This window comes from Hydrogenophaga sp., assembly GCF_050182545.1.
Taxonomy (GTDB): Bacteria; Pseudomonadota; Gammaproteobacteria; order Burkholderiales; family Burkholderiaceae_C; genus Hydrogenophaga.
In genome coordinates this window covers 65,623-88,455 of record NZ_JBFXCD010000018.1, presented here as the reverse complement: position 1 = coordinate 88,455, position 22,833 = coordinate 65,623, and the positions used below count along the sequence as shown (strand labels likewise).

At 67.9% G+C, this 22,833-nt stretch carries 23 protein-coding genes; 10 read left to right on the top strand and 13 right to left on the bottom strand.

Going from position 1 to position 22,833, the window contains the following annotated elements:
• Nucleotides 1-221 precede the first annotated feature (221 nt).
• Nucleotides 222-449 (top strand): cysteine-rich CWC family protein, encoded by a 228-nt coding sequence (locus tag AB7P10_RS16610; protein WP_428294961.1) that lies wholly within the window; start codon nucleotides 222-224, stop codon nucleotides 447-449.
• Here the strand turns inward: AB7P10_RS16610 and AB7P10_RS16605 are convergent.
• Nucleotides 446-1,537, bottom strand: a complete 1,092-nt coding sequence (locus AB7P10_RS16605; protein ID WP_428294960.1) for an AI-2E family transporter — start codon at nucleotides 1,535-1,537, stop codon at nucleotides 446-448. The genes AB7P10_RS16610 and AB7P10_RS16605 overlap by 4 nt on opposite strands.
• Nucleotides 1,538-1,662: 125 nt before the next feature.
• Between AB7P10_RS16605 and AB7P10_RS16600 the strand changes: the two genes are divergently transcribed.
• From AB7P10_RS16600 to AB7P10_RS16580, 5 genes are all read left to right on the top strand, one after another.
• On the top strand, nucleotides 1,663-3,150 hold the full coding sequence (locus AB7P10_RS16600; RefSeq protein WP_428294959.1) for an MFS transporter: 1,488 nt from the start codon (nucleotides 1,663-1,665) through the stop codon (nucleotides 3,148-3,150).
• Between the two features lie 115 nt (nucleotides 3,151-3,265).
• Nucleotides 3,266-4,027, top strand: a complete 762-nt coding sequence (locus AB7P10_RS16595; RefSeq protein ID WP_428294958.1) for a class II glutamine amidotransferase — start codon at nucleotides 3,266-3,268, stop codon at nucleotides 4,025-4,027.
• A gap of 104 nt (nucleotides 4,028-4,131) precedes the next feature.
• Nucleotides 4,132-5,157, top strand: coding sequence for an ABC transporter substrate-binding protein (locus AB7P10_RS16590; RefSeq protein WP_428294957.1), 1,026 nt, complete (start codon nucleotides 4,132-4,134; stop codon nucleotides 5,155-5,157).
• A 1-nt stretch (nucleotide 5,158) separates the two neighbouring features.
• Nucleotides 5,159-5,974 (top strand): ABC transporter ATP-binding protein, encoded by an 816-nt coding sequence (locus AB7P10_RS16585; protein ID WP_428294956.1) that lies wholly within the window; start codon nucleotides 5,159-5,161, stop codon nucleotides 5,972-5,974.
• A 92-nt stretch (nucleotides 5,975-6,066) separates the two neighbouring features.
• The gene (locus tag AB7P10_RS16580; RefSeq protein WP_428294964.1) at nucleotides 6,067-6,807 is read left to right on the top strand and encodes an ABC transporter permease; all 741 of its coding nucleotides are present in this window, start codon (nucleotides 6,067-6,069) and stop codon (nucleotides 6,805-6,807) included.
• 232 nt (nucleotides 6,808-7,039) lie between these two features.
• Here the strand turns inward: AB7P10_RS16580 and AB7P10_RS16575 are convergent, their stop codons facing one another.
• Together AB7P10_RS16575 and AB7P10_RS16570 are read right to left on the bottom strand one after the other, a co-directional pair.
• Entirely contained in the window at nucleotides 7,040-7,300 is a 261-nt protein-coding gene (locus AB7P10_RS16575) for a hypothetical protein (protein WP_428294955.1), read from the bottom strand.
• A 118-nt stretch (nucleotides 7,301-7,418) separates the two neighbouring features.
• Nucleotides 7,419-8,507, bottom strand: coding sequence for an alpha/beta fold hydrolase (locus AB7P10_RS16570; protein ID WP_428294954.1), 1,089 nt, complete (start codon nucleotides 8,505-8,507; stop codon nucleotides 7,419-7,421).
• A gap of 167 nt (nucleotides 8,508-8,674) precedes the next feature.
• On the opposite strand from AB7P10_RS16570, the gene AB7P10_RS16565 reads away from it, so the two are divergent.
• Nucleotides 8,675-9,658 carry a hypothetical protein gene (locus AB7P10_RS16565; RefSeq protein ID WP_428294953.1) on the top strand — a complete coding sequence of 328 codons (984 nt, stop codon included), beginning with the start codon at nucleotides 8,675-8,677 and terminating at the stop codon, nucleotides 9,656-9,658.
• 137 nt (nucleotides 9,659-9,795) lie between these two features.
• Nucleotides 9,796-10,128 carry a DMT family transporter gene (locus tag AB7P10_RS16560; RefSeq protein ID WP_428294952.1) on the top strand — a complete coding sequence of 111 codons (333 nt, stop codon included), beginning with the start codon at nucleotides 9,796-9,798 and terminating at the stop codon, nucleotides 10,126-10,128.
• 18 nt (nucleotides 10,129-10,146) lie between these two features.
• Here AB7P10_RS16560 and AB7P10_RS16555 read toward each other — a convergent pair whose 3' ends face one another.
• From AB7P10_RS16555 to AB7P10_RS16510, 10 genes are all read right to left on the bottom strand, one after another.
• On the bottom strand, nucleotides 10,147-10,401 hold the full coding sequence (locus tag AB7P10_RS16555; RefSeq protein WP_428294951.1) for a VF530 family DNA-binding protein: 255 nt from the start codon (nucleotides 10,399-10,401) through the stop codon (nucleotides 10,147-10,149).
• Nucleotides 10,398-11,342, bottom strand: a complete 945-nt coding sequence (gene gshB / locus AB7P10_RS16550) for a glutathione synthase (RefSeq protein WP_428294950.1) — start codon at nucleotides 11,340-11,342, stop codon at nucleotides 10,398-10,400. Before gshB ends, AB7P10_RS16555 begins: the two co-directional genes overlap by 4 nt.
• An 8-nt stretch (nucleotides 11,343-11,350) precedes the next feature.
• Nucleotides 11,351-12,535 carry a benzoate/H(+) symporter BenE family transporter gene (locus tag AB7P10_RS16545; protein WP_428294949.1) on the bottom strand — a complete coding sequence of 395 codons (1,185 nt, stop codon included), beginning with the start codon at nucleotides 12,533-12,535 and terminating at the stop codon, nucleotides 11,351-11,353.
• Between the two features lie 151 nt (nucleotides 12,536-12,686).
• A complete protein-coding gene (locus AB7P10_RS16540; protein WP_428294948.1) occupies nucleotides 12,687-14,555 on the bottom strand; it encodes a potassium transporter Kup in 1,869 nt (622 codons plus the stop codon).
• Nucleotides 14,556-14,687: 132 nt separating this feature from the next.
• Complete coding sequence (gene gshA / locus AB7P10_RS16535; protein ID WP_428294947.1) at nucleotides 14,688-15,980, bottom strand: glutamate--cysteine ligase; 1,293 nt, start codon at nucleotides 15,978-15,980, stop codon at nucleotides 14,688-14,690.
• Nucleotides 15,981-16,074: 94 nt separating this feature from the next.
• A complete protein-coding gene (locus AB7P10_RS16530; protein ID WP_428294946.1) occupies nucleotides 16,075-16,350 on the bottom strand; it encodes a DUF2277 domain-containing protein in 276 nt (91 codons plus the stop codon).
• 13 nt (nucleotides 16,351-16,363) lie between these two features.
• The gene (locus AB7P10_RS16525; RefSeq protein ID WP_428294945.1) at nucleotides 16,364-16,891 is read right to left on the bottom strand and encodes a GFA family protein; all 528 of its coding nucleotides are present in this window, start codon (nucleotides 16,889-16,891) and stop codon (nucleotides 16,364-16,366) included.
• A 24-nt stretch (nucleotides 16,892-16,915) separates the two neighbouring features.
• Nucleotides 16,916-18,247 carry a glutamate-5-semialdehyde dehydrogenase gene (locus AB7P10_RS16520; protein WP_428294944.1) on the bottom strand — a complete coding sequence of 444 codons (1,332 nt, stop codon included), beginning with the start codon at nucleotides 18,245-18,247 and terminating at the stop codon, nucleotides 16,916-16,918.
• A gap of 131 nt (nucleotides 18,248-18,378) precedes the next feature.
• Entirely contained in the window at nucleotides 18,379-20,535 is a 2,157-nt protein-coding gene (gene katG, locus AB7P10_RS16515) for a catalase/peroxidase HPI (protein WP_428294943.1), read from the bottom strand.
• Nucleotides 20,536-20,665: 130 nt separating this feature from the next.
• Complete coding sequence (locus tag AB7P10_RS16510) at nucleotides 20,666-20,821, bottom strand: hypothetical protein (RefSeq protein WP_428294942.1); 156 nt, start codon at nucleotides 20,819-20,821, stop codon at nucleotides 20,666-20,668.
• Between the two features lie 140 nt (nucleotides 20,822-20,961).
• Between AB7P10_RS16510 and AB7P10_RS16505 the strand changes: the two genes are divergently transcribed.
• Both AB7P10_RS16505 and AB7P10_RS16500 read left to right on the top strand, forming a co-directional pair.
• Nucleotides 20,962-22,098 (top strand): DUF2855 family protein, encoded by a 1,137-nt coding sequence (locus AB7P10_RS16505; protein ID WP_428294941.1) that lies wholly within the window; start codon nucleotides 20,962-20,964, stop codon nucleotides 22,096-22,098.
• Nucleotides 22,099-22,166: 68 nt separating this feature from the next.
• Nucleotides 22,167-22,832: a glutathione S-transferase gene (locus AB7P10_RS16500; protein WP_428294940.1), complete on the top strand. Its 666-nt coding sequence runs from the start codon at nucleotides 22,167-22,169 to the stop codon at nucleotides 22,830-22,832.
• Nucleotide 22,833 lies beyond the last annotated feature (1 nt).

The following is a 22,833-nucleotide window of genomic DNA, read 5'->3' as shown; positions in this document are numbered from 1 at the left end:
GGCGCGAAACGCAGCCGGGGTTGCCCCCCGGCAAGGCTTCGCAACGCCGCGCATGGCCCTTTTGGCCGCAACCCGAAGGGGATGGGGTGGAAACAGCGCCACTCTTCGTTGCACTCCCAGGCCAGACACCCAGTCTGGCCGTCGTCGCGCGCCTCGATTGGCGCTGTTTCCACCCCATTCGCACTGGGAAAAATAGTGTGAACAGGCCCTACACTGCCGCCATGAGCACCCCGCAAGCCACCGTGCCGGACCCCACCCGCTGCCCCCTGTGCGGTGGCGACAACCGCTGCGCGATGGAGATCGAGCGCGCCACCGGCCAGACACAACCGCCCTGCTGGTGCATGAGCGAGACGTTCGACCCGGCGCTGTTCGAGCGCATTCCGGATGCGGCGCGCGGGCAGGCCTGCATCTGCGCAGCCTGTGTGGCCGCGGCGGCGGTGCCGCGCTAGCGCGCTTCGTCTTCTTCGGGCGGGGGCAGCGCCGCGGGCGGGCTCATGCTGTGCACCCACTCGCGCCAGATCGCCACCAGCAGCGCCATCAGCACCGGCCCGACAAACAGGCCGACGATGCCCATGGTGGTCACGCCGCCCACCAGGCCGAAGAAGGTCGGCAGGAAGGGCAGCTTCACCGGCCCGCCCACCAGGCGGGGGCGCAGGGTCTTGTCGACGATGAAGAGCTCGATGGACCCCCAGGCGAACAGGCCCAGGCCGGCCCAGAAATGGCCGGAGCCCACCAGGTAGAGCGAGACCAGGGTGAAGGACAGCGGAGCGCCACCGGGAATCAGCGCCATGAAGCCGGTGGCCACGCCCAGCAGCACGGGCGAGGGCACGCCCGCGATCCAGTAGGCCACGCCCAGCACCACGCCCTCGCCCACGGCGATCAGCCCCAGGCCGGTGACGGTGGCGCTGACGGTGGCCGGCACCACGCGCGAGAAGCGCTGCCACTGCAGCGGCAGCAGGCGCTCGCCAATGGTGTCGAGCTGGCCGGCGATGCGAGCGCCATCCTTGTAGACGAAGAACAGCGTGATCAGCATGAACAGCAGCGTGAGCGCCAGGTGGGCCACATCGCCGGTGGCGCTGAGCACCCAACGGTAGATGTTGCCGATGTGCTGCCCACTGAGGATCTGCACCCAGTCGCCCAGCGCATGTGGTTCGCCCAGGTGCTCGCGCCAGTAGGTGGCCAGCGTCTCGCCCACCCAGGGCAGGGCCGTGATCCAGGCCGGGGGCGGGGCGCCGTGGCGGTTGACGGCGAGCAGCCAGTCCACGAAGGCGCTGGCCTCCTGCAGCGCGTAGTGCAGCGCGATGCTCAGCGGCACGATCAGCACCACGATCACCAGCACCAGCGCCAGGCTGGCCGCCAGCGTGGTGTTGCCGCCGCAGCCCCGCACCGCGCGGCGGTACAGCGGCCAGCTGGCGAAGCCGATGATGAGCGCGGCCAGCACCGGCACCAGGAAGCCCCGGAAGAAATAGACGCCGGCGGCCACGATCAGCAGCAACAGGCCGCGGATGATCAGGGAGGCGTTCGGGACAGGTGGCATGGAAACAGGCAGCGCGGGGGACAGGGCGGACCCGGACCAATATACCCGAGCCCCATGGCGCGCCTGTGCAGCGCCCACGCGCTCAAACCCGCTAAGCTTGACCGCGCTACCCGCCGCGTCCGACCATGACTCCCACACCCAGCGACTCTTCCCTGCCCGCCCTGCGCGATCGCTATGGCGAGCGCTACCGCTGGCTGCTGCTGCTCTCGGTGATGGTGGGGACCATGGCGGCCATCATGTCCTCGACGGTCATCAACGTCGCCATTCCGGACATGAGCCACCACTTCACGCTCGGCCAGGAGCGCGCGCAGTGGGTGACCTCGGGTTTCATGGCGGCCATGACGGTCTCCATGCTGACCACGCCCTGGCTGCTGGCGCGCTACGGCTACCGGCGCACCTATGAAGGCTGCATGTGGTTGCTGCTGATCGGAGGCGTGGCCGGCGGCCTGGCCAACCACTACCCACTGGTGCTGGCCGCGCGCGTGGCCGAGGGCCTGGCCGCCGGCGTGGTGCAGCCCATCCCCGCCATCATCATCCTGCGCGCCTTCCAGCCGCACGAACAGGGGCGCGCCAGCGGCATCTTCGGCATGGGCGTGGTGCTTGCGCCCGCGCTGGGGCCCAGCATCGGTGGTCTCCTGGTGGATGGCTTCGGCTGGCGCTCGATCTTCTTCATGGTGGTGCCTTTCTGCATCACGTCGCTGTGGCTGGCGCGGCGCTTCGTGCCCACCACCTCGCCGGGTGGCGAAGCGGCCAACCCGCAGGGCGCGGGCCTGGACTGGCGCGGCCTGCTGCTGGCGGCCGTGGGCACGCTGTGCCTGCTCAACGGCCTGGTGGAACTGCACGGCGGCACCGCGCTGGCTGCGGCGGCGTTGCTGGGTGGCGCGGCTTTCATCCTGGTGCTGTTCGTGGTGCTGCAGCGGCGCACGCTGCGGGCACGCCGGGCCCACCCGGACCAGGGCGTGGACCCGCTGATGAACCTCATGCTGTTCAAGGACCGGCGCTTTGGCATGGGCAGCATCGTGGCCTTCATCTACGGCATTGCGCTGTTTGGCTCGACCTACCTGCTGCCGGTCTACATGCAGAGCGGCCTGGGGCTGTCGGCCTCGCACGTGGGCACCATCCTGCTGCCCTCGGGCCTGGTGCTGGCGGTGGTGATCGCTGGCGTGGGCCGACTGGCCGACCACCAGCCCACGCACCGGCTGGTCAGCATCGGCCTGGTGCTGCTCAGCGCCTCGTTCGCGCTGATGGTCACCATCGACCCGGGCCGCCCGGCGCAGGTCATCCCGCTGCTGGTGGTGTGGGCCATCCTGGGCCGCATCGGCCTGGGCTTCATCCTGCCTTCGCTCAACATCGGTGCCATGCGCGGCCTGGAGCGCAGCCACATTCCGCAGGGCACCAGCGTCATCAACTTCCTGCGCATGCTCGGCGGCGCCGCCGGTGTGAGCCTGTGCGGTATCGTGCTCGAATGGCGCCTGGCCGCGCACGGCGCCAGCCTCACCGCCGCCAGCGCCAACGTGCCCGCGCGCGTGGCGGCGTTCGAGGAAACCTTTCTCATGCTGGCGGCCATCTGTGCCCTGGCCTTGACCGCTGCGCTGAAACTCCGGGATCGCTGATGCTTCGCCTCCTGCAAATGGCACGTTTCGCCGCCGGGCCGCCCCAAGGCGAAACGCGCCCCCGCGGGGGGCAGCGACCCGCGCAGCGGCGGAGCGTGGGGGCACAATAAGCGGCATGTGCCAACTGCTCGGTCTCAACTGCGCCACGCCCACCGACGCGTCGTTCAGCTTCACCGGCTTCTGCCAGCGCGGCGGCCGCACCGACCACCACGCCGACGGCTGGGGCATCGCCTTCTTCGAGGGCAAGGGGCTGCGCCTGTTCGTGGACCACCAGAGCGCGGCCGACTCGCCCATGGCCGAGTTCCTGCAGGGCTACCCGCTCAAGAGCCGCAACATCATTGCCCATGTGCGCAAGGCGACCATCGGCGAGGTCGCGCTGGAGAACGCCCACCCTTTCGTGCGCCAGCTCTGGGGCCGGCAATGGGTGTTTGCGCACAACGGCGACCTGAAGGACTACGACCCGCCGCTGCACAGCCTGTTTCGCCCAGTGGGCACCACCGACAGCGAACGCGCCTTCTGCTGGCTGATGCAGGAACTGGCCAAGTCGCACGCCAGCCTGCCCGACGTGCACGAACTCACCCTCACGCTGCGCGAACTGGTGCCGCAGGTGCGCCGCTTCGGCAGCTTCAACTTCCTGCTCTCGAACGGCGAGGCGCTGTGGGCGCACTGCAGCACCAAACTGCACTGGCTGGTGCGCCAGCACCCGTTTGCCCAGGCCACGCTGATGGACCGGGACTGGACGGTGAACTTCGCCGAGCTCAACCACCCGGGCGACCGCGCCGCCGTGGTGGTGACCACGCCGCTGACCAGCAACGAGCAGTGGACCGCCTTCGAGCCCGATGAGCTCAAGGTCTTCGTGGACGGCCTGCCGCTCTGAACCGAAGTCCCCAGGGCGTCCCCGGGGTACTCCAGGGGGTTACTATCATCGGGCTTCCCCCGGGGCCGACGCCCCCATCGAAAACCAACGAAGGAGACTTTGACATGCAGAGACGACACCTCATTGCGGGCGGTCTGGCCGCCGCCACCCTGCCTGGCTTCACGTTCGCGCAAAACCTGGAAAAGCCCAAGGCCACCATCGCCGTGGGCGGCAAGAATCTGCTGTACTACCTGCCGCTGACCATCGCCGAGCAGCTGGGCTATTTCAAGGACGAGGGGCTGGACCTCACCATCGTCGACTTCGCGGGCGGCTCGCGCGCACTGGCCGCGGTGGTCGGCGGCAGCGCCGACGTGGTCTCGGGCGCGTTCGAGCACACGATCAACATGCAGTTCAAGGGCCAGCCCATGCGCGCCTTCGCGCTGCAGGGCCTGGCGCCGCAGATCGTGCTGGGCGTGAACCCCAAGACCATGCCGAACTTCAAGGGCGTGGCCGACCTCAGGGGCAAGAAGGTCGGCGTGACCGCCCCCGGCAGCTCGACCAATGTGATGGTGAACTTCGTGCTCGCCAAGGCCGGTCTCAAGCCCAGCGACGTGAGCATCGTCGGCGTAGGCGCGGGCAACGGCGCGGTGGCCGCGATGCGTTCGGGCCAGATCGACGCCATCAGCAACCTCGACCCCGTCATCACCCTGCTGGCGCGCTCGGGCGACCTGAAGATCGTCACCGACACGCGCATCGTCTCCGAGGCAGAAAAGGTGTTCGGCGGCCCCATGCCCGCCGGCTGCCTGTATGCGCCCCAACCCTTCCTGGACAAGAACCCCAACACCGCGCAGGCCATGGCCAATGCCATCGTGCGCGCCAACAAGTGGATCCAGGCCGCCGGCCCGGGCGACATCATCAACGCCGTGCCCGAGAGCTACCTGCTGGGCGACCGCGCGGTCTACATCGACGCCTTCATGGCCGCGAAGGGCGCGCTCTCCCGGGACGGCAGCTTCCCCGCCAAGGGCGCGGACACCGCCTTCCGGGCCCTGGCCAGCGTGGACGACAAGATCGCCGCGGCCAAGCTGGACCTGAACGCGGTCTACACGAACGCCTTCGTGCAGAAGGCCAACGCCAAGTACCCGAAAGGTTGATGTGACGAGTCCTGCGATCGACCTGCAGGGCGTGTCCTGCACTTTCATCAGCAAGGACGACCCTGGTCAGCGCTACACCGCCGTGCGCGATGTGACGCTGACCGTGGGCGCGGGCGAGTTCGTCAGCGTGGTGGGGCCGACCGGCTGCGGCAAGAGCACATTGCTCAACGTCGCGGCCGGCCTGCTCGCGCCCAGCACGGGCACCGTCAAGGTGTTCGGCGAGGCACTGCAAGGCATCAACAGGCGCGCGGGCTACATGTTCCAGACCGAGAGCCTGATGCCCTGGCGCACCGCGCTGGGCAACGTGATGGCGGGCCTGTCGTTTCGCGGCGCACCCGATGATGAGGCGCGCGCGCAGGCCGAGGAATGGCTGCGCCGCGTCGGCCTGGGCGGTTTTGGCGACCGCTACCCGCACCAGATGAGCGGCGGCATGCGCAAGCGCGCCAGCCTGGCGCAGACCCTGGTGCTCGACCCCGACATCATCCTGATGGACGAGCCCTTCTCGGCACTCGACATCCAGACCCGCCAGCTGATGGAGAACGAGGTGCTGGACCTCTGGGCGGCGAAGAAGAAGGCGGTGCTGTTCATCACCCACGACCTGGACGAAGCCATCGCCATGAGCGACCGCGTGGTGGTGCTCAGCGCGGGCCCGGCCAGTCACCCGATCGGCGAGTTCGCCATCGACATCCCGCGCCCGCGCGACGTGGCCGAGATCAAGACCACGCAGCGCTTCGTCGAGCTGCACGCCGCCATCTGGGCGGTGATGCGCGAGGAAGTGCTCAAGGGCTACGAACAGCAGCTGAAGAAAGCCGCGTGACCACCATGTGGAACCTCATCAAACCGCAGCCGAAGACGCTGCGCCTGTGGCAACTGGCCTTGCTGGTCGCGCTCATCCTGTTCTGGTACGCGATGACCACGCCCGGGCTGATCCCGCCCTTCATGTTCGACAACGACCGCCAAGCCGCCTTCTTCTTCGGTGAGCCGGTGCGCGTGGCCGAGCGCATCTGGACCTGGTTCGTCACCGACGCCGACATCTACAAACACCTGGGCGTGACGCTGACCGAGACCGTGCTGGCCTTCGCCATTGGCGCCATCGGCGGCCTGGGCGGCGGGCTGTGGCTGGCGCTCAGCCCCATGGCCTCGGCGATCCTGGAGCCCTACATCAAGGCCATGAACTCGATGCCGCGCATCATCCTGGCGCCCATCTTTGCCGTCTGGTTCGGCCTGGGCATCGCGAGCAAGGTGGCGCTGGGTGTGACGCTGGTGTTCTTCATCGTCTTCTTCAACGTCTACCAGGGCGTGAAGGAAGTGAGCCCGGTCGTGCTGGCCAACGCGCGCATGCTGGGCGCGAGCCAGAAGCAACTGCTGCGCCACGTCTACCTGCCCAGCGCGACCAGCTGGGTATTCAGCTCGCTGCACACCTCGGTGGGCCTGGCCTTCGTCGGCGCGGTGGTGGGCGAGTACCTGGGCTCCAGCCAGGGCGTGGGCTACCTCATCCTGCAGGCCGAGGGCAGCTTCGACATCAACACCGTGATGGCCGGCATCGTGGTGCTGACCGCGTTTGCGCTGGCGCTGGACGCGGCGGTGGGCCGGATCGAGAAACGGCTGATGAAGTGGCAGCCCAAGGTGGGTGAGACGGAGAAGCTCTGAAGCGCCCCGGCGTCAACCCAAGCCGAAGAAGCTCAGGATGAAGCCGACCACGACGATCAGGCCGACGATATAGATGATGGTGTTCATGAATGTGCTCCAGGAATGTGCATGGCCCATCCTAGGGTCAGGAGAACGGGGCGGCGTGTAGGCCATCGCGAGGCACAGCTGTAGGACGGCGACGGTCCCGGCTGCGGCCGCCGCGCACACGGCAGAGGGCTTCCGGGCTTGCCGGTCAGGGGGCTGGCGCGGTTCTGCCCCGCCAGTGGCGAACGGTGAATGGAAACACCGGATTGTGGTCCTTGACCGAGGCGGCGGCGGCAGGCGTCGCGCCCAGGTCGCCCCATGCACCCGTGCCGCCCCAGTAGCGGAACCCATGCTGCAGCACGCTGTGACTTTCGCCGGGAATGCCCAGCCCCGTCGTCTCATAGACGCCCTCGCGGGCCGGGGTGCCATTGGCATCGACAGTGAACCAGGGTGTGAAATCTGTAGACATGGCATCACCTCTGCAAAACGAAGAACCCGAGGATACGTGTGAACTCCATGAGAACACTGTGCGCCAGGATACACACGGCCTCAGGGCATGCGGTGGGAGCGGAGCGCCACCACCGCCGTCAACCTTGGCGATCGCGCACGTGAACAATCGCCTCGGCCCGCGTGCGCACGCCCAACTTGTCGAAGATGCTCGACACCTGGTTGCGCACCGTCTTCTCGCTCTTGTGCAACTGCTGCGCAATCGCGAGATTGTCCAGGCCGAGCGCCACGAGGCGCAACACCTCACGCTCTGCCGGGGTCAGCGCCGCGCTGCCGGCGCTTTCGGTGGCGTCGGCCGGTGCCGTGCCCAGAAAGCCGCGCAGCTCTGACAGAAAGGTGGCCCACGCCGGTTCGGTGTCCAGCAGCACGTGGTTGTCGCTGTCCAGCGGCACGAAGCGCGCCCCCGGTATCAGTGCGGCGAGCCGCAGCCCTTCGTCGAACGGCACGCGCGCATCGCCGCGCGCGTGCAGCACCAGCGTGGGCACACGCAACTGGCGCGCCAGGTCGGTCACGTCGACGCGGTGGAACGCCTCGAGCGTGCGCGCCGCGTTCTCCGGGCTCGCGGTCAGGCGTTCCAGCTCGTTCCACCATTGGTGCTGCATCGGCGTGCCCCCGGGGATGAACTGGTTGGTGAACACCTGGCGAAAGGCGGCGTTGTTGCGCCCCCAGCCCAGGCGAATGAGGTTGACCAGCGTCTGGGCTTCGAGCCGCTCGGCGTCGCTGGCTGCGCGTTGCAGCGCGCCGCGCGCATAGGCGCCTGGCAGGATCAGGTGCGACACCTTGTCAGGGTGGCGCACCGCGTAGGCAATGGCCACCGCACCGCCTTGCGACATGCCGATCAGCGGAAAGCGGCGCAGGCCCAGGCTGTCCACCACGGCCTCGAGGTCACCGACCCAGGCGTCGAGCGAGAAATCGGCCACCGCGCTGTCGGACAGGCCGCAGCCTCGCTGGTCGTACCGGATGTAGCGGTGGTCGCGCGCGAGTTCGGCGAGCCAGGGGCGCCAGACCGGGCTGTGCAGGTCGTGTTCGACATGGCTGAGCCAGTGCGCGGCCCGCAGCAGCGGTGGGCCTGAACCGATGGAAGCGATCGCGATGCGCGTGCCGTCGGCCGCGCTGCAGAAGCGCAGGCTCTGACGCAGGTTCGCGGGCGGGCTCGGAACGGCAGGCATGCCCGATTGTCGTGCGCATGCGCCGCTTCCGGGCCGCAGGTCCCACGCCTGGCGGCTTGCAACATCCCACCGACGGGGGAAACGGGACAACTGCCCCATGCGCGGTGGCGCGCGCAGGGGAATCCTTGGCTCACGTCGCTCCGACGGAACCCCCGAAAGGAAACACCATGCAAACCCACACCGCCACCGCACTGAACAGCCCGCGCTACGCCAAGACCATTGAAGTCTCCAAACGCGTGCGCTGGGACATCGACCACGACGTGATTCGTGGCCGCAACTTCGACCTGGCCCACCCCTTCCTGCCCGACGGTCTGTCGCTGGCCGATGAACTGCCCTTTCTCAGCCCCTCCGAGCACCGGTTCCTGAGCCAGGTGCAGGGCCGCACCTACGCCAACATGTTCGGCCTGGTGGAGCGCTTCATTGGCGCGAAGATGCTCGAGTTGAGCCGCGACCACTGGCTGGGCGACCAGACCGCGCTGGAGGCGATCGTGCGCGTCACGGACGAGGAGCTCAAGCACCAGGAGCTGTTTCGCCGCATTGAACTGCTGGTGGCCGCCCACATGCCGGCAGGCTACCGTTTCGACGTGTCCCCCAACGACGTGGCCGCGTTCGTGCTGGGCAAGTGCACCTGGGCCGTGCTGGCGCTCACCTGCCACATCGAACTGTTCTCGCAGGCGCACTACCGCGCCAGCATCGACACCGCCCCGGACCTGTCACCGCTGTTCAAGGATGTCTTCCTGTTCCACTGGCGGGAAGAGTCGCAGCACGCGGTCATCGACGAGCTCGAGTGGGAACGCGAAGACGCGAAGCTGGAGAACGACGCACAGCGCGACGCGGCAGTGGACGATCTGATCGCTCTGGTGGTCGGCGTTGACGGCATCCTGCAGGCGCAGGCAAAGGCCGATGCGGGGTACTTCCTGCAGGTCTGCGGCATGGCGCAGGAGGGCGCACGCGCCGAACAGGTGAACGCCACCGTGCTCAAGGCTTACCGCTGGCAGTACATCGTCTCGGGCGCACTGGAGCCGCGCTTCCAGCAGATGCTGGGCAAGCTCGTCAGCGGCACACAGATGGAGCGCATCCAGACCGCGCTGGCGCCCCTGACGTACGCGGTGCCGGCGCGCGCGCAAGCCATGAGCGCCATGGTGCAGTGACGCCCATGCGCTGACCGGTCACCCCTCTTCGGTCGGCTGCAATGCGTTCTTCGAGTGCACGACAGGGGGACATGGGTTGGCCTCCTGTGGCAGAGTCCCTGTTGCTCGACAACTTTGCAAACAAGGGAGACCACCGATTGAACGCCTGGATGATGCTCGGACTGGCCATCGTGGCCGAGGTGATCGGCACCACCGCCCTGAAGGCCAGCGAGAACTTCACGCGCCTCGGGCCTTCACTGGTCGTGGTGCTGGGCTATGGCGTGGCGTTCTACTGCCTCTCGCTGGTGCTCAGGAGCATTCCGGTGGGGGTGGCCTACGCCATCTGGTCGGGCCTGGGCATCGTGCTCATCACGCTGGTGGCCTACCTGGTCTACGACCAGCGCATCGACCTGGCCGGCCTGATCGGCATGGGCCTGATCGTTGCCGGCGTGGTGGTGCTCAACCTGTTCTCCAAGAGCAGCGTGCACTGAGCGCGCGGCGCTCGCCGCTCAACTTCGGCCCGCGCGGCGTTGGTCGCGCAGCATGAAGAGGTACAGGCCCTCGACCTTTTCGCGCGCCCAGGGCGTCTTGCGCAGGAAGCGCAGGCTGGACGGGATGCTGGGGTCGAGGTTGAAGCAGCGCACGGGGATGCGCTCGCCCAGGCCGCCCCAGCCGTAGTGGTCCACCAGCGCGGTCAGGATCGCCTCCAGCGTGAGGCCATGCAACGGGTTGCGCGGCTGGACTGGAGGGGCCTTGTCGTTCACTTCAGCGCCGCTTCCAGGGCGTCGACGAACATCGCCGGCACGTCGAAACCGGTCTGCTGCTGGATCTCCTGGAAGCAGGTCGGGCTGGTGACGTTGATCTCGGTCACTTTGTCGCCGATCATGTCCAGCCCGACCAGCAGCAGGCCGCGCGCGGCCAGCGTGGGCGCGATGGCCTCGGCCACGGCGCGGTCCACGTCGCTCAGCGGCTGGGCCACGCCCTTGCCGCCCGCGGCCAGGTTGCCGCGCACCTCGCTGCCCTGCGGGATGCGCGCGAGCACGAAGGGCGCGACCTGGCCGCCGATGAGCAGCAGGCGCTTGTCGCCCTGCACGATCTCGGGCAGGTAACGCTGCACCATCACGCTGGTGGCACCGCCCTGGTTCAGGGTTTCGATGATGGAGCCCAGGTTCATGCCGTCCGGGCCGACGCGGAAGATGCCCATGCCGCCCATGCCGTCGAGCGGCTTGAGGATGATGTCCCGGTGCTCCGCGTGAAAGGCACGCACCGCCGCGGCCTGGCGCGTCACCAGCGTGGGCGGCGCAAACTGCGCGAATTCCATGAGCGCAAGTTTTTCCGGGTGGTCGCGCAGTGCGCGCGGGCTGTTGAACACGCGCGCGCCTTCGCGCTCGGCCTGTTCCAGCAGGTGCGTGGCGTAGAAGAACTCGCTGTCGAAGGGCGGGTCCTTGCGCATGAGCACCGCGTCGAAGGTGTGCAGCGGCTCGCGGCCCTCGCGCACCACGGTGAACCAGGCATCGGCATCGCCGGTGAGCGTGACATGGCGCAGTTGAGCCGTCACCGGCTGGCCACTCTGCCATTGCAGGTGCTGCGGCTCGCAGGCCGCCAGCGCGTGGCCGCGCCGCTGCAGCTCGCGCATCATGGCGAAGGTGGTGTCCTTGTAGGTCTTGAAGACTTCGAGTGGGTCGGCAACGACGAGGATGTTCATCTGGCGGATCATTTCCTGGGATTGAGGGCGTACTGTTGCACAAAGAGCGCCACCGCGCCGGCGACCACGCCCCAGAAGGCCGAGCCGATGCCGCCGATGACCACGCCGCTGAGCGTGACGAGAAAGGTGATGAGCGCGGCCTCGCGGTGCGTCTCGTCGCGCAGCGCGGTGTGCAGGCCGGCACCGATGCTGCCGAGCAGCGCAATGCCGGCGATGGCCAGCACCAGCTCTTTGGGGAAGGCGATGAGCAGGCCGGTGATGGCCGCGCCGAACAGGCCGATCAGCACATAGATGCCGCCGCAGACCACGGCGGCGGTGTAGCGCTTCTGCGGGTCGGCGTGCGCCTCGGGGCCCATGCAGATGGCGGCGGTGATGGCGCTGAGGTTGAGCGCGAACGCACCGAAAGGCGCGAGCACCAGCGTGGCCGCACCGCTGAGCGTGATGATCCGGGAGATCGGCATGGCGGTGAAGCCGGCCGCGCGGATCGCGGCAACACCCGGCAGGTTCTGCGAGGCCATGGTGACCACGAACAAGGGCAGCGCCAGGCTGGTGAACGCGACCAGGCTGAAAGCGGGCATGACAAATACCGGCATGGCGAGTTCGAAGGTGACCGCACCTCCGTTGAACTGGCCGCGCGCGACCACGTAGACGATGGCCACCGCGAGTGTGAGCGGCACCGCGTAGCGCGGCAGCAGGCGCCGACCCAGCAGGTAGGCCAGCAGCATCAGCAGCACCAGCGGCAGCGCGGTCTGTGCGGCAGCAAAGGCCTGCAGGCCGAAGCGCGCGAGCACGCCCGCCAGCAGCGCGGCCGCGATCGCCACCGGGATGCGGTTCATCACCCGCTCGAACCAGCCGGTGGCGCCCACGATCACGATGAGCGCGGCGCTGATCAGGAAGGCCCCCACCGCGTCGGCCATGGTGAAGCCGCCCGCAAGACCGGCCGTGGCCAGCACGGCGGCACCGGGCGTGCTCCAGGCGATCATGACCGGCTGGCGCAGCACCAGCGAGGGAATGGCCGAGCAAAGCCCCATGCCCAGGCCGAGCGCCCACATCCAGGACGTGATCTGCGCGGGCGTGGCGCCAAAGGCTTGTGCGGCCTGGAAGACGATGGCCACGGAGCTCGTGAAGCCCACCAGCACGGCCACGAAACCGGCGGTGGCGGCCGAGAGGTTCACATCACGGAAAAAAGACATCGCGGGATTGTAGGGAGCCCCCCGCGCCGCCTGCGGCGTCACCCCCCAGGGGGCGTCACCTGCGGCCTGGCAAAGCCAGTTCCGCGGTGACGCTGGACAAAGCACGGCTTGCGATCCGCGCAGCGGTGGAACGAGGGGCAAAGATCTGCATCTAGATCTCGACTTTCGAGCCCAGCTCTATGACGGCGTTGCTCGGCAGGTTGAGAAACTCCGCCGCCGCGCTGGCGTTGTGGTGCATCTGCGCGAACAGCTTCTCGCGCCACGGCGCCATGCCGCTGCTGATGGTGGGCACGACGACGTCGCGCGAGAGGAAGTAGCTGGTCGTCATCGGGTTCACGTCGCAGCCTCGACCACGCAAGGGCTCAAGCGCTTCCGGCAAGTCCAGATCGTTCTTGAAACCGTAGTTGACGACCACCTGCCAGCAGTCGTGCCCCAGTGGCTCGATCTGCAGCCGCCGGTCCAGCCCGATCCAGGGCACCTCATGGGCGCGCACCGTCACGAACAGGTTCTGCGCGTGCAGCACCTTGTTGTGCTTGAGGTTGTGCAGCATGGCATTGGGCACGGTACCGATGTCGGCCGTGAGGAACACTGCCGTGCCCTCGACCCGCCCGGGCGGCGCGATGAACAGCGCGTCCAGGAAACTGCCGAGCTCGATCGCGTCGGCGTGCTGCTTGTCCGCCATCAGTTCGCGCCCGCGCTTCCAGGTCATCATGAGCGTGAACACCGCGCCACCGATGACCAGCGGGAACCAGCCGCCGGCGAACAGCTTGAGCAGGTTGGAGCTGAAGAAGGCGAGGTCGACGAGAAAGAAGAAGCCGGTGGCGACCACGCACAGCCACAGCGGGTACTTCCAGCTGTAGCGGATCACGAAGAAGGTGAGCACCGTGGTGATGAGCATGTCCAGCGTGACGGCGATGCCGTAGGCCGACGCCAGGTTGCTGGAGGACTTGAACATCACCACCGCGAGCACGATGGCGGTGAACAGGCTCCAGTTCACGAACGGCATGTAGACCTGCCCGGTGTGGCGCACGCTGGTGTGCTGGATCTTCAGGCGCGGCAGGTAGCCGAGCTGGATGGCCTGCTTGGTCACGCTGAAGGCGCCGGTGATCAGCGCCTGCGAAGCAATCACAGTGGCCATCGTGGCCAGCGCCACCAGCGGCAGCAGCATCCATTCGGGCGCCATGTTGAAGAACGGGTTCTTCACCGCTTCCGGGCGCGCCAGCAGCAGCGCGCCCTGGCCAAAGTAGTTCAGCGTGAGGCAGGGCATCACGACGGCGAACCAGGCCAGGCGGATCGGCCGCTTGCCGAAGTGGCCCAGGTCGGCGTAGAGCGCCTCGGCGCCGGTGACACACAGCACCACCGCGCCCAGCATGATGAAGGTGGTGCCCGGAAACTGCCACATGAAACGCAGCGCGTGCAGGGGGCTGAGCGCGCCCAGGATCTCCGGGTGATCGACGATCTGCGACACGCCCAGCGCGGCGATGGTGAGGAACCAGGTGAGCGTGATCGGTCCGAAGAAGCGACCGATGCCGCTGGTGCCGCGTTTCTGCACCGCGAACAGCGCGAACAGCACGAGCAGCGTGATCGGCACCACGTAGTGCCGGAAATGCGGCGAGATCACCTCCAGACCTTCCACCGCCGAGAGCACGGAGATGGCGGGCGTGATCACGCCGTCGCCATAGAACAGCGCGGTGCCGAAGATGCCGATGGCCAGCAGCGTGCGGCGCAAGGCCGGCTGGTCTTTCACGGCGGTGGAGGCCAGCGCGAGCATGGCGATCAGGCCGCCCTCGCCGTTGTTGTCGGCGCGCAGCACCAGCACCACGTACTTGAGCGAGACGATGACGGTCAGCGTCCAGAACAGGATGGACAGGATGCCGTAGACGTTCGCGTGCGTGAAGGGAACGTGGCCGGATCCGAAGACCTCCTTGACGGCGTACAGCACGCTGGTGCCGATGTCGCCGTAGACCACGCCAATGGCGCCCAGGGTGAGCGCCGCGAGTGACGATTTGGAAACTGACACAAAACGACCCGGGCCAGTGGACCCGGGCTTGCGTTGTCGCGGGACTGCAATTCTGCGCCCGGGGGCGACGCCCTGTCAGCGAACCCGCTCCCTAAACCCCGGCCTTGACCAGGAATGTTGCACCGCAACAACTCATTCGTAGACCTCGGCATCCGGGTCGGTCGCCTCCAGCTCGTAGCTCGCCGCGAGCATGGCCAGGCGGCCGATCACGCCGTACATGTAGAAGCGGTTGGGCACGCTGGCGCCGGGCTTCACACCCGGCTGCGGCAGCTGCGCGCTCTGCTCGAAGGCCAGTGGCACGAAGCTGGAGCCGGGCGCGTTGAGGTTCTCGTCCACGCCGCGGGTGGCGTGCACGCGGTAGAAACCGCCCACCACGTAGCGGTCCATCATGTAGACCACCGGCTCGGCCACCGCGCTGTTGATGCGCTCGTTGGTCAGCACACCTTCCTGGATGATGACCTCGTGCACCGCCTGGCCGGTCTGCGACACGGCCATGCGCTTCTTCGTGGCGGGCGACAGCTTGTCGATGTCCTTGGCGTCGCGCACGGTCAGGATGCCCATGCCGCCGGTGCCGTTGTCGGCCTTGACCACCACGAACGGCTTTTCGTTGATGCCGTATTCCTTGTACTTGCGCCGGATCTTGCCCAGCAGCGCGTCGGCATTGCTGCGCACGCAATCGAGTCCGGCGTCGTCGCCAAAATCGACCTGGCCGCACTGGCTGAACATCGGGTTGATGAGCCAGTGGTCCATGCCCAGCAGCTTGCCAAAGCGCTTGGACACTTCCTCGTAGGCCTTGAAGTGGTGGCTCTTGCGCCGCGTGCCCCAGCCGCCATGCAGCGGCGGCAGCAGGTACTGCTCATGCAGGTCTTCCAGGATGCCGGGCACGCCCGCGCTCAGGTCGTTGTTGAGCAGGATGGTGCAGGGGTCGAAGTTCTTCAGGCCGAGGCGGCGCTTGCTGCGGATCAGCGGCTCCAGCACCACCTTTTCACCGCCAGGCAGCTCGATGGTCTTGGGCGCCTTGATGTCGTTGGAGAGCGAGCCCAGGCGCACATTGAGCCCGGCCATGTAGAAGATGCGCTGCAGCTGCGCGAGGTTGCTCAGATAGAAGGTGTCGGTCGTGCTCTCGGGCACCAGCAGCAGGTTCTTCGCCTCGGGGCAGATCTTTTCAATGGCCGCCATGGCCGCCTGCACCGCCAGCGGCAGCATCTCGGGCGTGAGGTGGTTCCAGCCGCCCGGATAGAGATTCGTGTCCACCGGCGCGAGCTTGAAGCCGGCGTTGCGCACGTCCACCGAGGTGTAGAACGGCGGCGTGTGCTCCATCCACTCCAGCCGGAACCAGCGCTCGATCACCGGGGTGGATTCGAGGATGCGCTGCTCGAGCTCGTTGATGGGGCCGGTCAGGGCGGTGACGAGGTGCGGAACCATAGGGGGGAGGGGTATGAGCGGCGGAAGAGGCAGTCAGTGTAATGGGGGCGCATGACGGCAATTCAAGGCCGGCGCGCCCCACCCCGGGGTGGTCTCAGCCCGCCTGCCCGAAGCGCGCCGCCGACCGCTCCCGCGCCTTCGCCGCCTCCACCTCCCGGTTCTTCGGTGCGGCCGTGGTGCGCAGGGACGTGATGAGTTCGCGCGCCGAAGCGGCCACCTGCTCCACCGCGCGTTCGAACGCGGCCTCGTTGGCCTGCGAAGGCACGCTGAAACCACTGAGCTTGCGCACGAACTGCAGCGAGGCGTCGCGGATCTCCAGCTCGGTGGCGGGCGGGTCGAAGTTGAACAGGGTCTTGATGCTGCGGCACATGGTGGCGGGCTCCTCAGGTCTGTCGGGCGTCACGGGCTGCCTGCCAGGCTTCGATGGCCGGCAGCAGCGCCTGCCGGCGCGCCAGGCTCTCGGCCGGCCAGTGCGCCTCACGCTCGTAGTATTCGGGCACCGCGGCCGCGCCCTCGGGCAGCACGACCCAGGGCTGTTTCGACGCGGTGAAGATGTGGATGTCCGGCGGCAGCAGGTCCGGGTTGTCCAGCGTGCCGACACGCACGAAAGCAACCGCGGGGCCTGAGCCGGCGTAGTGGCTCCAGAGCGCCACCTTGCAGTGCGGGCAGCGCAGGATCGTCTGGCCCTGGCCGCTGGCCGAGGGCGTGTGCACCGGCTCGGGCGCTTCGCCGAGCAGGGTCACGCGGTGGGCCTCAATCATGGCGTTGAGCGCGAAAGCCGCGCCCGACTCGCGCTGGCACCAGCGGCAGTGGCAGCAGTGCACGAACAGCGGCGCGCTGCCCATGCGGTAGCGCACCGCGCGGCAGTCGCAACCGCCCTCGGCGGGAAATGAGGTCGCGTCGGTGGCCATGGCCGTTCTGGCGCCGCCGGTGGCTCAGCCGCGCACTTCGCCCTCGCCCAACACCACGTACTTGAGCGAGGTCAGGCCCTCGACCCCGACCGGGCCACGGGCGTGGAACTTGTCGGTGCTGATGCCGATTTCGGCGCCCAGGCCGAACTCGAAGCCGTCGGCGAAGCGGGTGCTCGCGTTCACCATCACGCTGGCCGAATCCACCTCGCGCAGGAAGCGCTGGGCATGCACGTGGTTCGTGGTCATGATCGCGTCGGTGTGGTGACTGCTGTAGTGGTTGATGTGGGCAATCGCCTCATCCACGCCGGCCACGACCTTGATGCTGATGACCGGTGCGAGGTATTCCTCGGACCAGTCCTGTTCGGTGGCGGGGATGAGCTGAACCGTTCGGGCTGAGCCTGTCGAAGTCCCGGTGAGACCTTCGACAGGCTCAGGGCGAACGGAGGCCCGGAGGATCGGCAAGGACTCGGGACAGCAGCGCATCTCCACGCCCTTGGCCGCGAAGATGGCACCGATCTTCGGCAAGAATTCGCCCGCCACGCCCCGCGCCACCAGCAGGCTCTCGGTGGCGTTGCAGGGGCTGTACTTCTGGGTCTTGGCGTTGTCGGTGACCTTCACCGCCAGCGCGATGTCGCAGGGGTCGTCCACGTAGGTGTGGCAGTTGCCGTCCAGGTGCTTGATGACGGGCACCTTGGCCTCGGCGCTGATGCGCTCGATCAGCCCCTTGCCACCGCGCGGGATGATCACGTCCACGTACTGCGGCATGGTGATGAGCTGGCCGACGGCGGCGCGGTCGGTGGTGGGCACGAGCTGCACCGCGTCGGCGGGCAGGCCGGCGTCGGTCAGCGCGCGCTGCACCAGCGCGGCCAGGGCGCGGTTGGATTCGATGGCCTCGGAGCCGCCGCGCAGGATGGCGGCGTTGCCGCTCTTGATCGACAGCGAGGCGGCCTCGATGGTGACGTTGGGCCGGCTCTCGTAGACCATGCCGAACACGCCGATGGGCACGCGCATCTGCCCCACACGAATGCCGCTGGGCATCTGCTTCATGCCGGTGATGTCGCCAATGATGTCGGGCATGGCCGCGAGCTGCTCGCAGCCCTGCGCGCAGGTCTCGATGACCCTGGGCGTGAGCTTGAGGCGGTCCACCATCGGCTCGGAAAGGCCGTTGGCGCGCGCGCGCTCCAGGTCCTTCGCGTTCTCCACCTGCAGTGCCTGTACGTTCTCGCGCAACAGCGCCGCCAGGCCACGCAGCGCCGCGATCTTGGTGGCAGCGCTGGCCCTGGCCATGAGCGCCGAGGCCGCCTTGGCCTGCAGCCCCAGGGTGTTCATGAGTTCGGTGGTGTTGGTGGCGTTCATGGTGTGGGATTTTCGCAGAGGCCCGTGATTTGGGAAGGCCGCGGGGTCATGCCGGGCCGGGTGACGGCCCGAACCGCAAAAAACAAAGGCCACCCGAAGGTGGCCTTTGCGGCTTCTCAAGCGAGCGTGGCTCAGGCCAGGTCGAAGCGGTCGGCGTTCATGACCTTGGTCCAGGCGGCCACGAAGTCCCTGGCGAACTTCTCTTTGCCGTCGGCGCTGGCGTACACCTCGGCGTAGGCGCGCAGCACCGAGTTGGAGCCGAAGATCAGGTCGGCGCGCGTGCCGGTGTACTTGACCTTGCCGCTCTTGCGGTCCTTGCCCTCGAACACCTCGGCGCTGGCGTCGGTCGGCTTCCACTCGATGCCCATGTCGAGCAGGTTCACGAAGAAGTCGTTCGTGAGCGCGCCCACCTTGTCGGTGAACACGCCGTGCTTGCCGCCGTCGGCGTTGGCGCCCAGCACCCGCAGGCCGCCGACGAGCGCCGTCATCTCGGGCGCGGTCAGGGTCAGCAGCTGGGCCTTGTCGACCAGCATGGTTTCGGTCGGCGCGCCGGCATTGCCACGGCCGAAATTGCGGAAGCCGTCGATCACGGGCTCCAGCACGTCGAACGCCTCCACGTCGGTCTGCGCCTGCGTCGCGTCCACGCGGCCCGGCGCAAACGGCACATCCACTTTCACGCCCGCCGCCTTGGCCGCCTGCTCGACACCGACCACGCCGGCCAGCACGATCACGTCGGCCAGCGAGGCCTTGCCCGACGCCTTCTGGATCTCCACCAGCTTGGGCAGGGCCTTGACGGCCACCTTGTTGACCGCCCAGTCCTTCTGCGGCGCCAGCGCCAGGCGCGCGCCGTTGGCGCCACCGCGCTTGTCGCCGCCGCGGAAGGTGGAGGCCGAGGCCCAGGCCACCGAGACCAGTTCACCCACCGACAGGCCGGACGCGGCAATCTTGCCCTTGAGGTCGGTGATGTCCGCAGCCGTTGGCTTGTGGGTGGCGGCGGGCAGCGGGTCCTGCCAGATCAGGTCTTCCTTCGGCACTTCCGGGCCGAGGTAGCGCGCCTTGGGACCCATGTCGCGGTGCGTCAGCTTGTACCAGGCGCGGGCAAAGGCGTCGGCAAAGGCCTGCGGGTCGTCGAGGAAGCGCTTGGAGATCTTGCCGAACTCGGGGTCGAAGCGCATCGTCAGGTCGGTGGTCAGCATCTTGGGCTTGTGGAACTTGCCCTTGACGTGCGCGTCCGGAATGATTTCCTCGGCGTTCTTGGCCACCCACTGCTTGGCGCCGGCGGGGCTCTTCTCCAGCTCCCATTCGTACTTGAACAGGTTCTCGAAGAAGTTGTTGCTCCACAGCGCGGGGGTCTTGGTCCAGGTGACCTCGATACCGCTGGAGATGGTGTCCTTGCCGTGGCCTTGCCCATAGTCGCTGTTCCAGCCCAGGCCCTGCGCCTCGATCGGCGCGGCCTCGGGCTCGGGGCCCTTGTGCGATTCGGGCGCGGCGCCGTGGGCCTTGCCGAAGGTGTGGCCGCCGGCGATCAGGGCGACGATCTCCTCGTCGTTCATGGCCATGCGGTAGAAGGTCTCCCGGATGTCCTTGGCCGCCAGCATGTAGTCGCCGCTGGCGTTGGGGCCCTCAGGGTTGACGTAGATCAGGCCCATGTGCGAGGCGCCGAACGGACCCTGGAGCTCGCGCTTGTCGCCGATGCGGTTCTCGGCATCCACTGCCAGCCACTTCATTTCCGGGCCCCAGTTCACGTCCATGTCCGGTTCCCACACGTCTTCGCGGCCGCCGGCGAAACCGAAGGTGCGAAAGCCCATGGATTCCAGCGCGACGTTGCCCGCGAGGATGAACAGGTCGGCCCAGGAGATGCTCTGGCCGTACTTCTGCTTGATCGGCCAGAGCAGGCGGCGCGACTTGTCGATGTTGACGTTGTCCGGCCACGAATTCAGCGGCGCGAAACGCTGCTGGCCGCGCCCGCCGCCGCCACGGCCGTCGATGGTGCGGTAGGTGCCCGCGGCGTGCCAGGCCATGCGGATCATCTGCGGGCCATAGTGGCCGAAGTCGGCGGGCCACCAGTCCTGGCTGTCGGTCATGAGCTTGACCAGGTCGGCCTTGAGCGCCTTGTAGTCGAGCTTCTTGAAGGCCTCGGCGTAGTTGAACTCCTCGCCCAGCGGGTTGGATTTGCTGGAGTGCTGGTTCAGCAGGTCCACGCGCAGCTGGTTCGGCCACCAGTCTCGGTTGCTGGCTCCACCGCCGGCGGCGTGGTGGTACGGGCATTTGGCTTCTGTCGTGGACATGGCTTCTCTCCTTTTGTAGTGGTGGGATGGATGCACAGCAACCCCGCGCCGATCAGGCGACAGGCCACTGCTCTTCTATCACGGGATCGTGACGGATTCGTTGGCAATGGCGGCAGCGAAGCCCCGCCCGTCAGTGCGCTGCCGCCATCGCGGCGAGCGCCTCCAGCCAGAACGGCGGCGACTGCTGCGGCACAGGAACCGGGCTGACCATGGGGACCTCCGTTGCATTGCCGAAAGCAGACAGCTTAGGTCGACGCATCGCCAACGGCCATTTGATTGTCGGCATCCACCGAATAGACGTTGCCTATCCATGGATGGACATTCATGCGTATTTACCCGAACTGCAGCTCGCGGTGCGCGCGCGACACGCCCACGCGACAAGCCGGTGCACCATCGCGTCCGAGTGCCATCACCGCGAGACGCCCCATGCCCACCACCCAGTTCCAGGTCCGCAAGGACCGCCTCGAGACGACTCGCACCGTGGTGCTGCCCGATGAGCCGCTGGCAGACGGCGAGGTGCGGGTGCGCATCGAGCACTTCGCGTACACGTCCAACAACATCACCTACGCGGCATTCGGCGACGCGATGAACTACTGGCAGTTCTTCCTGGTGGCGCCCCAAGGCGACACCCCCGACGGCGGCGACAGGGCCTGGGGGCTCATCCCGGTGTGGGGCTTCGGCGTTGTGCAGGAGACGCGCTGCGCCGGCGTGGCCGTGGGCGAACGCCTGTATGGTTACTGGCCGATGGCCTCCGGGGTGGTGCTGCGGCCCGCCCGCGTGTCGCCCCAGGGCTTCTTCGACGGCGCACCGCACCGCGCCGCGCTGCACCCGGTCTACAACCAGTACCTGCGCTGCGCGGCCGACCCGCTGCACGACGCCGCCCACGAAGCGCAGCTGGCGCTGCTGCGGCCGCTGTTCCTCACCGCCTGGCTGATCGACGATTTCCTGGCCGACAACCACTTCTTCGGCACGTGCGAGGGCGGCCAGCGCGGCGCGATGCTGCTCTCGTCGGCCAGCAGCAAGACGGCATATGCCACGGCGGCCCAGCTGGCCCGGCGGCCGGAGGTCGAAGTGGTCGGCCTCACCTCGGCTGCCAACGTGGCGTTTTGCGAAAGCCTGGGCGTGTACGGCCGCGTGCTCACCTATGAGCAACTCGACACGCTGGCCACCAACACGCCCTGCGTCTACGTCGACTTTGCGGGCAACGGTGCGCTGCGCAAGGCGATCCACAGCCGCTTCTCGGCGCTGGCCTACAGCTGCTCCATCGGCGGTACCCACGTGGACCAGTTGTCCGGCGCACGCGATCTGCCCGGGCCGCGCCCGGTGCTGTTCTTCGCGCCGGCGCAGGCCAAGAAACGCCACGGCGACTGGGGCGCGGCCGGCTTCAACGAACGGATGGCGCGCGCCTGGCAAGCCTTCATGGACCAGGTGACCCAGCCCGCGGCGCCCTGGCTGGCGGTGCAGACCCACCGGGGGCCCGACGCCGTGCAGGCGGCGCATGCGCTGGTGCTGGGCGGGCGCGGCGACCCGCGCCTGGGCCACATGCTGTCGCTGCTGGACTAGGGTCTGTTCACATTCAGCCGGAAGGTGGGTGGCACGGGCACGCGGGCCATGCGATGTAATCGGGAACCATGACGCCGTCCACCGTGCCCCTGCTCTACAGCTACCGGCGCTGCCCCTACGCCATGCGAGCGCGCATGGCCCTGCTGGTGGCCGGCATTGCGTTCGACGTGCACGAGATCGTGCTGCGCGACAAACCCGCCGAGATGCTGGCGCTCTCGCCCAAGGGCACGGTGCCGGTTCTGCTGCTGCCCGATGGCAGTGTGCTGGAACAAAGTCTGGACATCGTGCAATGGGCATTCGCCGCGCACGACCCCGAGGGCTGGTGGGCGCGGGCGCAGGGCAGCGCCCAACTCAATCTGCTGGCCGCGTGCGACGGCCCCTTCAAGCACCACCTCGACCGCTACAAGTACCCCGAGCGGTTCGGCGATGCCGGCGACCGGGCGCGGCACCGCGTTGCCGCCGTCGAGGCGCTGCTGAAACCGCTCGACGCGCAGTTGCAGCATGCGGCCCAACTGAGTGGCCAGACCCCCTGCGCCACGGACATCGCGATCTTCCCCTTTGTGCGCCAGTTCGCGGCGGTGGAGCCTGCCTGGTTCGGGCAACTGCCTTTGCCGGCCCTGCAACGCTGGCTGGCGCAATGGCTGGTGCATCCGCTGTTCGAGGCGGCCATGGTCAAGCTGCCCACCGGTCGGGTGCAGCGCTTTCCGGCCACGTGGACGCCCGCAGTCGCCTGAA

What these genes read in the sequence shown, in the direction of transcription:
- AB7P10_RS16570 (WP_428294954.1), bottom strand. Translation starts at nt 8,507, where the DNA reads ATGCCTGCCGTTCCGAGCCCGCCCGCGAACCTGCGTCAGAGCCTGCGC.
- AB7P10_RS16600 (WP_428294959.1), top strand. Translation starts at nt 1,663, where the DNA reads ATGACTCCCACACCCAGCGACTCTTCCCTGCCCGCCCTGCGCGATCGC.
- AB7P10_RS16610 (WP_428294961.1), top strand. Translation starts at nt 222, where the DNA reads ATGAGCACCCCGCAAGCCACCGTGCCGGACCCCACCCGCTGCCCCCTG.
- AB7P10_RS16565 (WP_428294953.1), top strand. Translation starts at nt 8,675, where the DNA reads ATGCAAACCCACACCGCCACCGCACTGAACAGCCCGCGCTACGCCAAG.
- gshB (WP_428294950.1), bottom strand. Translation starts at nt 11,342, where the DNA reads ATGAACATCCTCGTCGTTGCCGACCCACTCGAAGTCTTCAAGACCTAC.
- AB7P10_RS16530 (WP_428294946.1), bottom strand. Translation starts at nt 16,350, where the DNA reads ATGTGCCGCAGCATCAAGACCCTGTTCAACTTCGACCCGCCCGCCACC.
- AB7P10_RS16545 (WP_428294949.1), bottom strand. Translation starts at nt 12,535, where the DNA reads ATGTCTTTTTTCCGTGATGTGAACCTCTCGGCCGCCACCGCCGGTTTC.
- gshA (WP_428294947.1), bottom strand. Translation starts at nt 15,980, where the DNA reads ATGGTTCCGCACCTCGTCACCGCCCTGACCGGCCCCATCAACGAGCTC.
- AB7P10_RS16510 (WP_428294942.1), bottom strand. Translation starts at nt 20,821, where the DNA reads ATGCCGACAATCAAATGGCCGTTGGCGATGCGTCGACCTAAGCTGTCT.
- AB7P10_RS16500 (WP_428294940.1), top strand. Translation starts at nt 22,167, where the DNA reads ATGACGCCGTCCACCGTGCCCCTGCTCTACAGCTACCGGCGCTGCCCC.
- katG (WP_428294943.1), bottom strand. Translation starts at nt 20,535, where the DNA reads ATGTCCACGACAGAAGCCAAATGCCCGTACCACCACGCCGCCGGCGGT.
- AB7P10_RS16505 (WP_428294941.1), top strand. Translation starts at nt 20,962, where the DNA reads ATGCCCACCACCCAGTTCCAGGTCCGCAAGGACCGCCTCGAGACGACT.
- AB7P10_RS16595 (WP_428294958.1), top strand. Translation starts at nt 3,266, where the DNA reads ATGTGCCAACTGCTCGGTCTCAACTGCGCCACGCCCACCGACGCGTCG.
- AB7P10_RS16580 (WP_428294964.1), top strand. Translation starts at nt 6,067, where the DNA reads ATGACCACGCCCGGGCTGATCCCGCCCTTCATGTTCGACAACGACCGC.
- AB7P10_RS16605 (WP_428294960.1), bottom strand. Translation starts at nt 1,537, where the DNA reads ATGCCACCTGTCCCGAACGCCTCCCTGATCATCCGCGGCCTGTTGCTG.
- AB7P10_RS16525 (WP_428294945.1), bottom strand. Translation starts at nt 16,891, where the DNA reads ATGGCCACCGACGCGACCTCATTTCCCGCCGAGGGCGGTTGCGACTGC.
- AB7P10_RS16590 (WP_428294957.1), top strand. Translation starts at nt 4,132, where the DNA reads ATGCAGAGACGACACCTCATTGCGGGCGGTCTGGCCGCCGCCACCCTG.
- AB7P10_RS16520 (WP_428294944.1), bottom strand. Translation starts at nt 18,247, where the DNA reads ATGAACGCCACCAACACCACCGAACTCATGAACACCCTGGGGCTGCAG.
- AB7P10_RS16575 (WP_428294955.1), bottom strand. Translation starts at nt 7,300, where the DNA reads ATGTCTACAGATTTCACACCCTGGTTCACTGTCGATGCCAATGGCACC.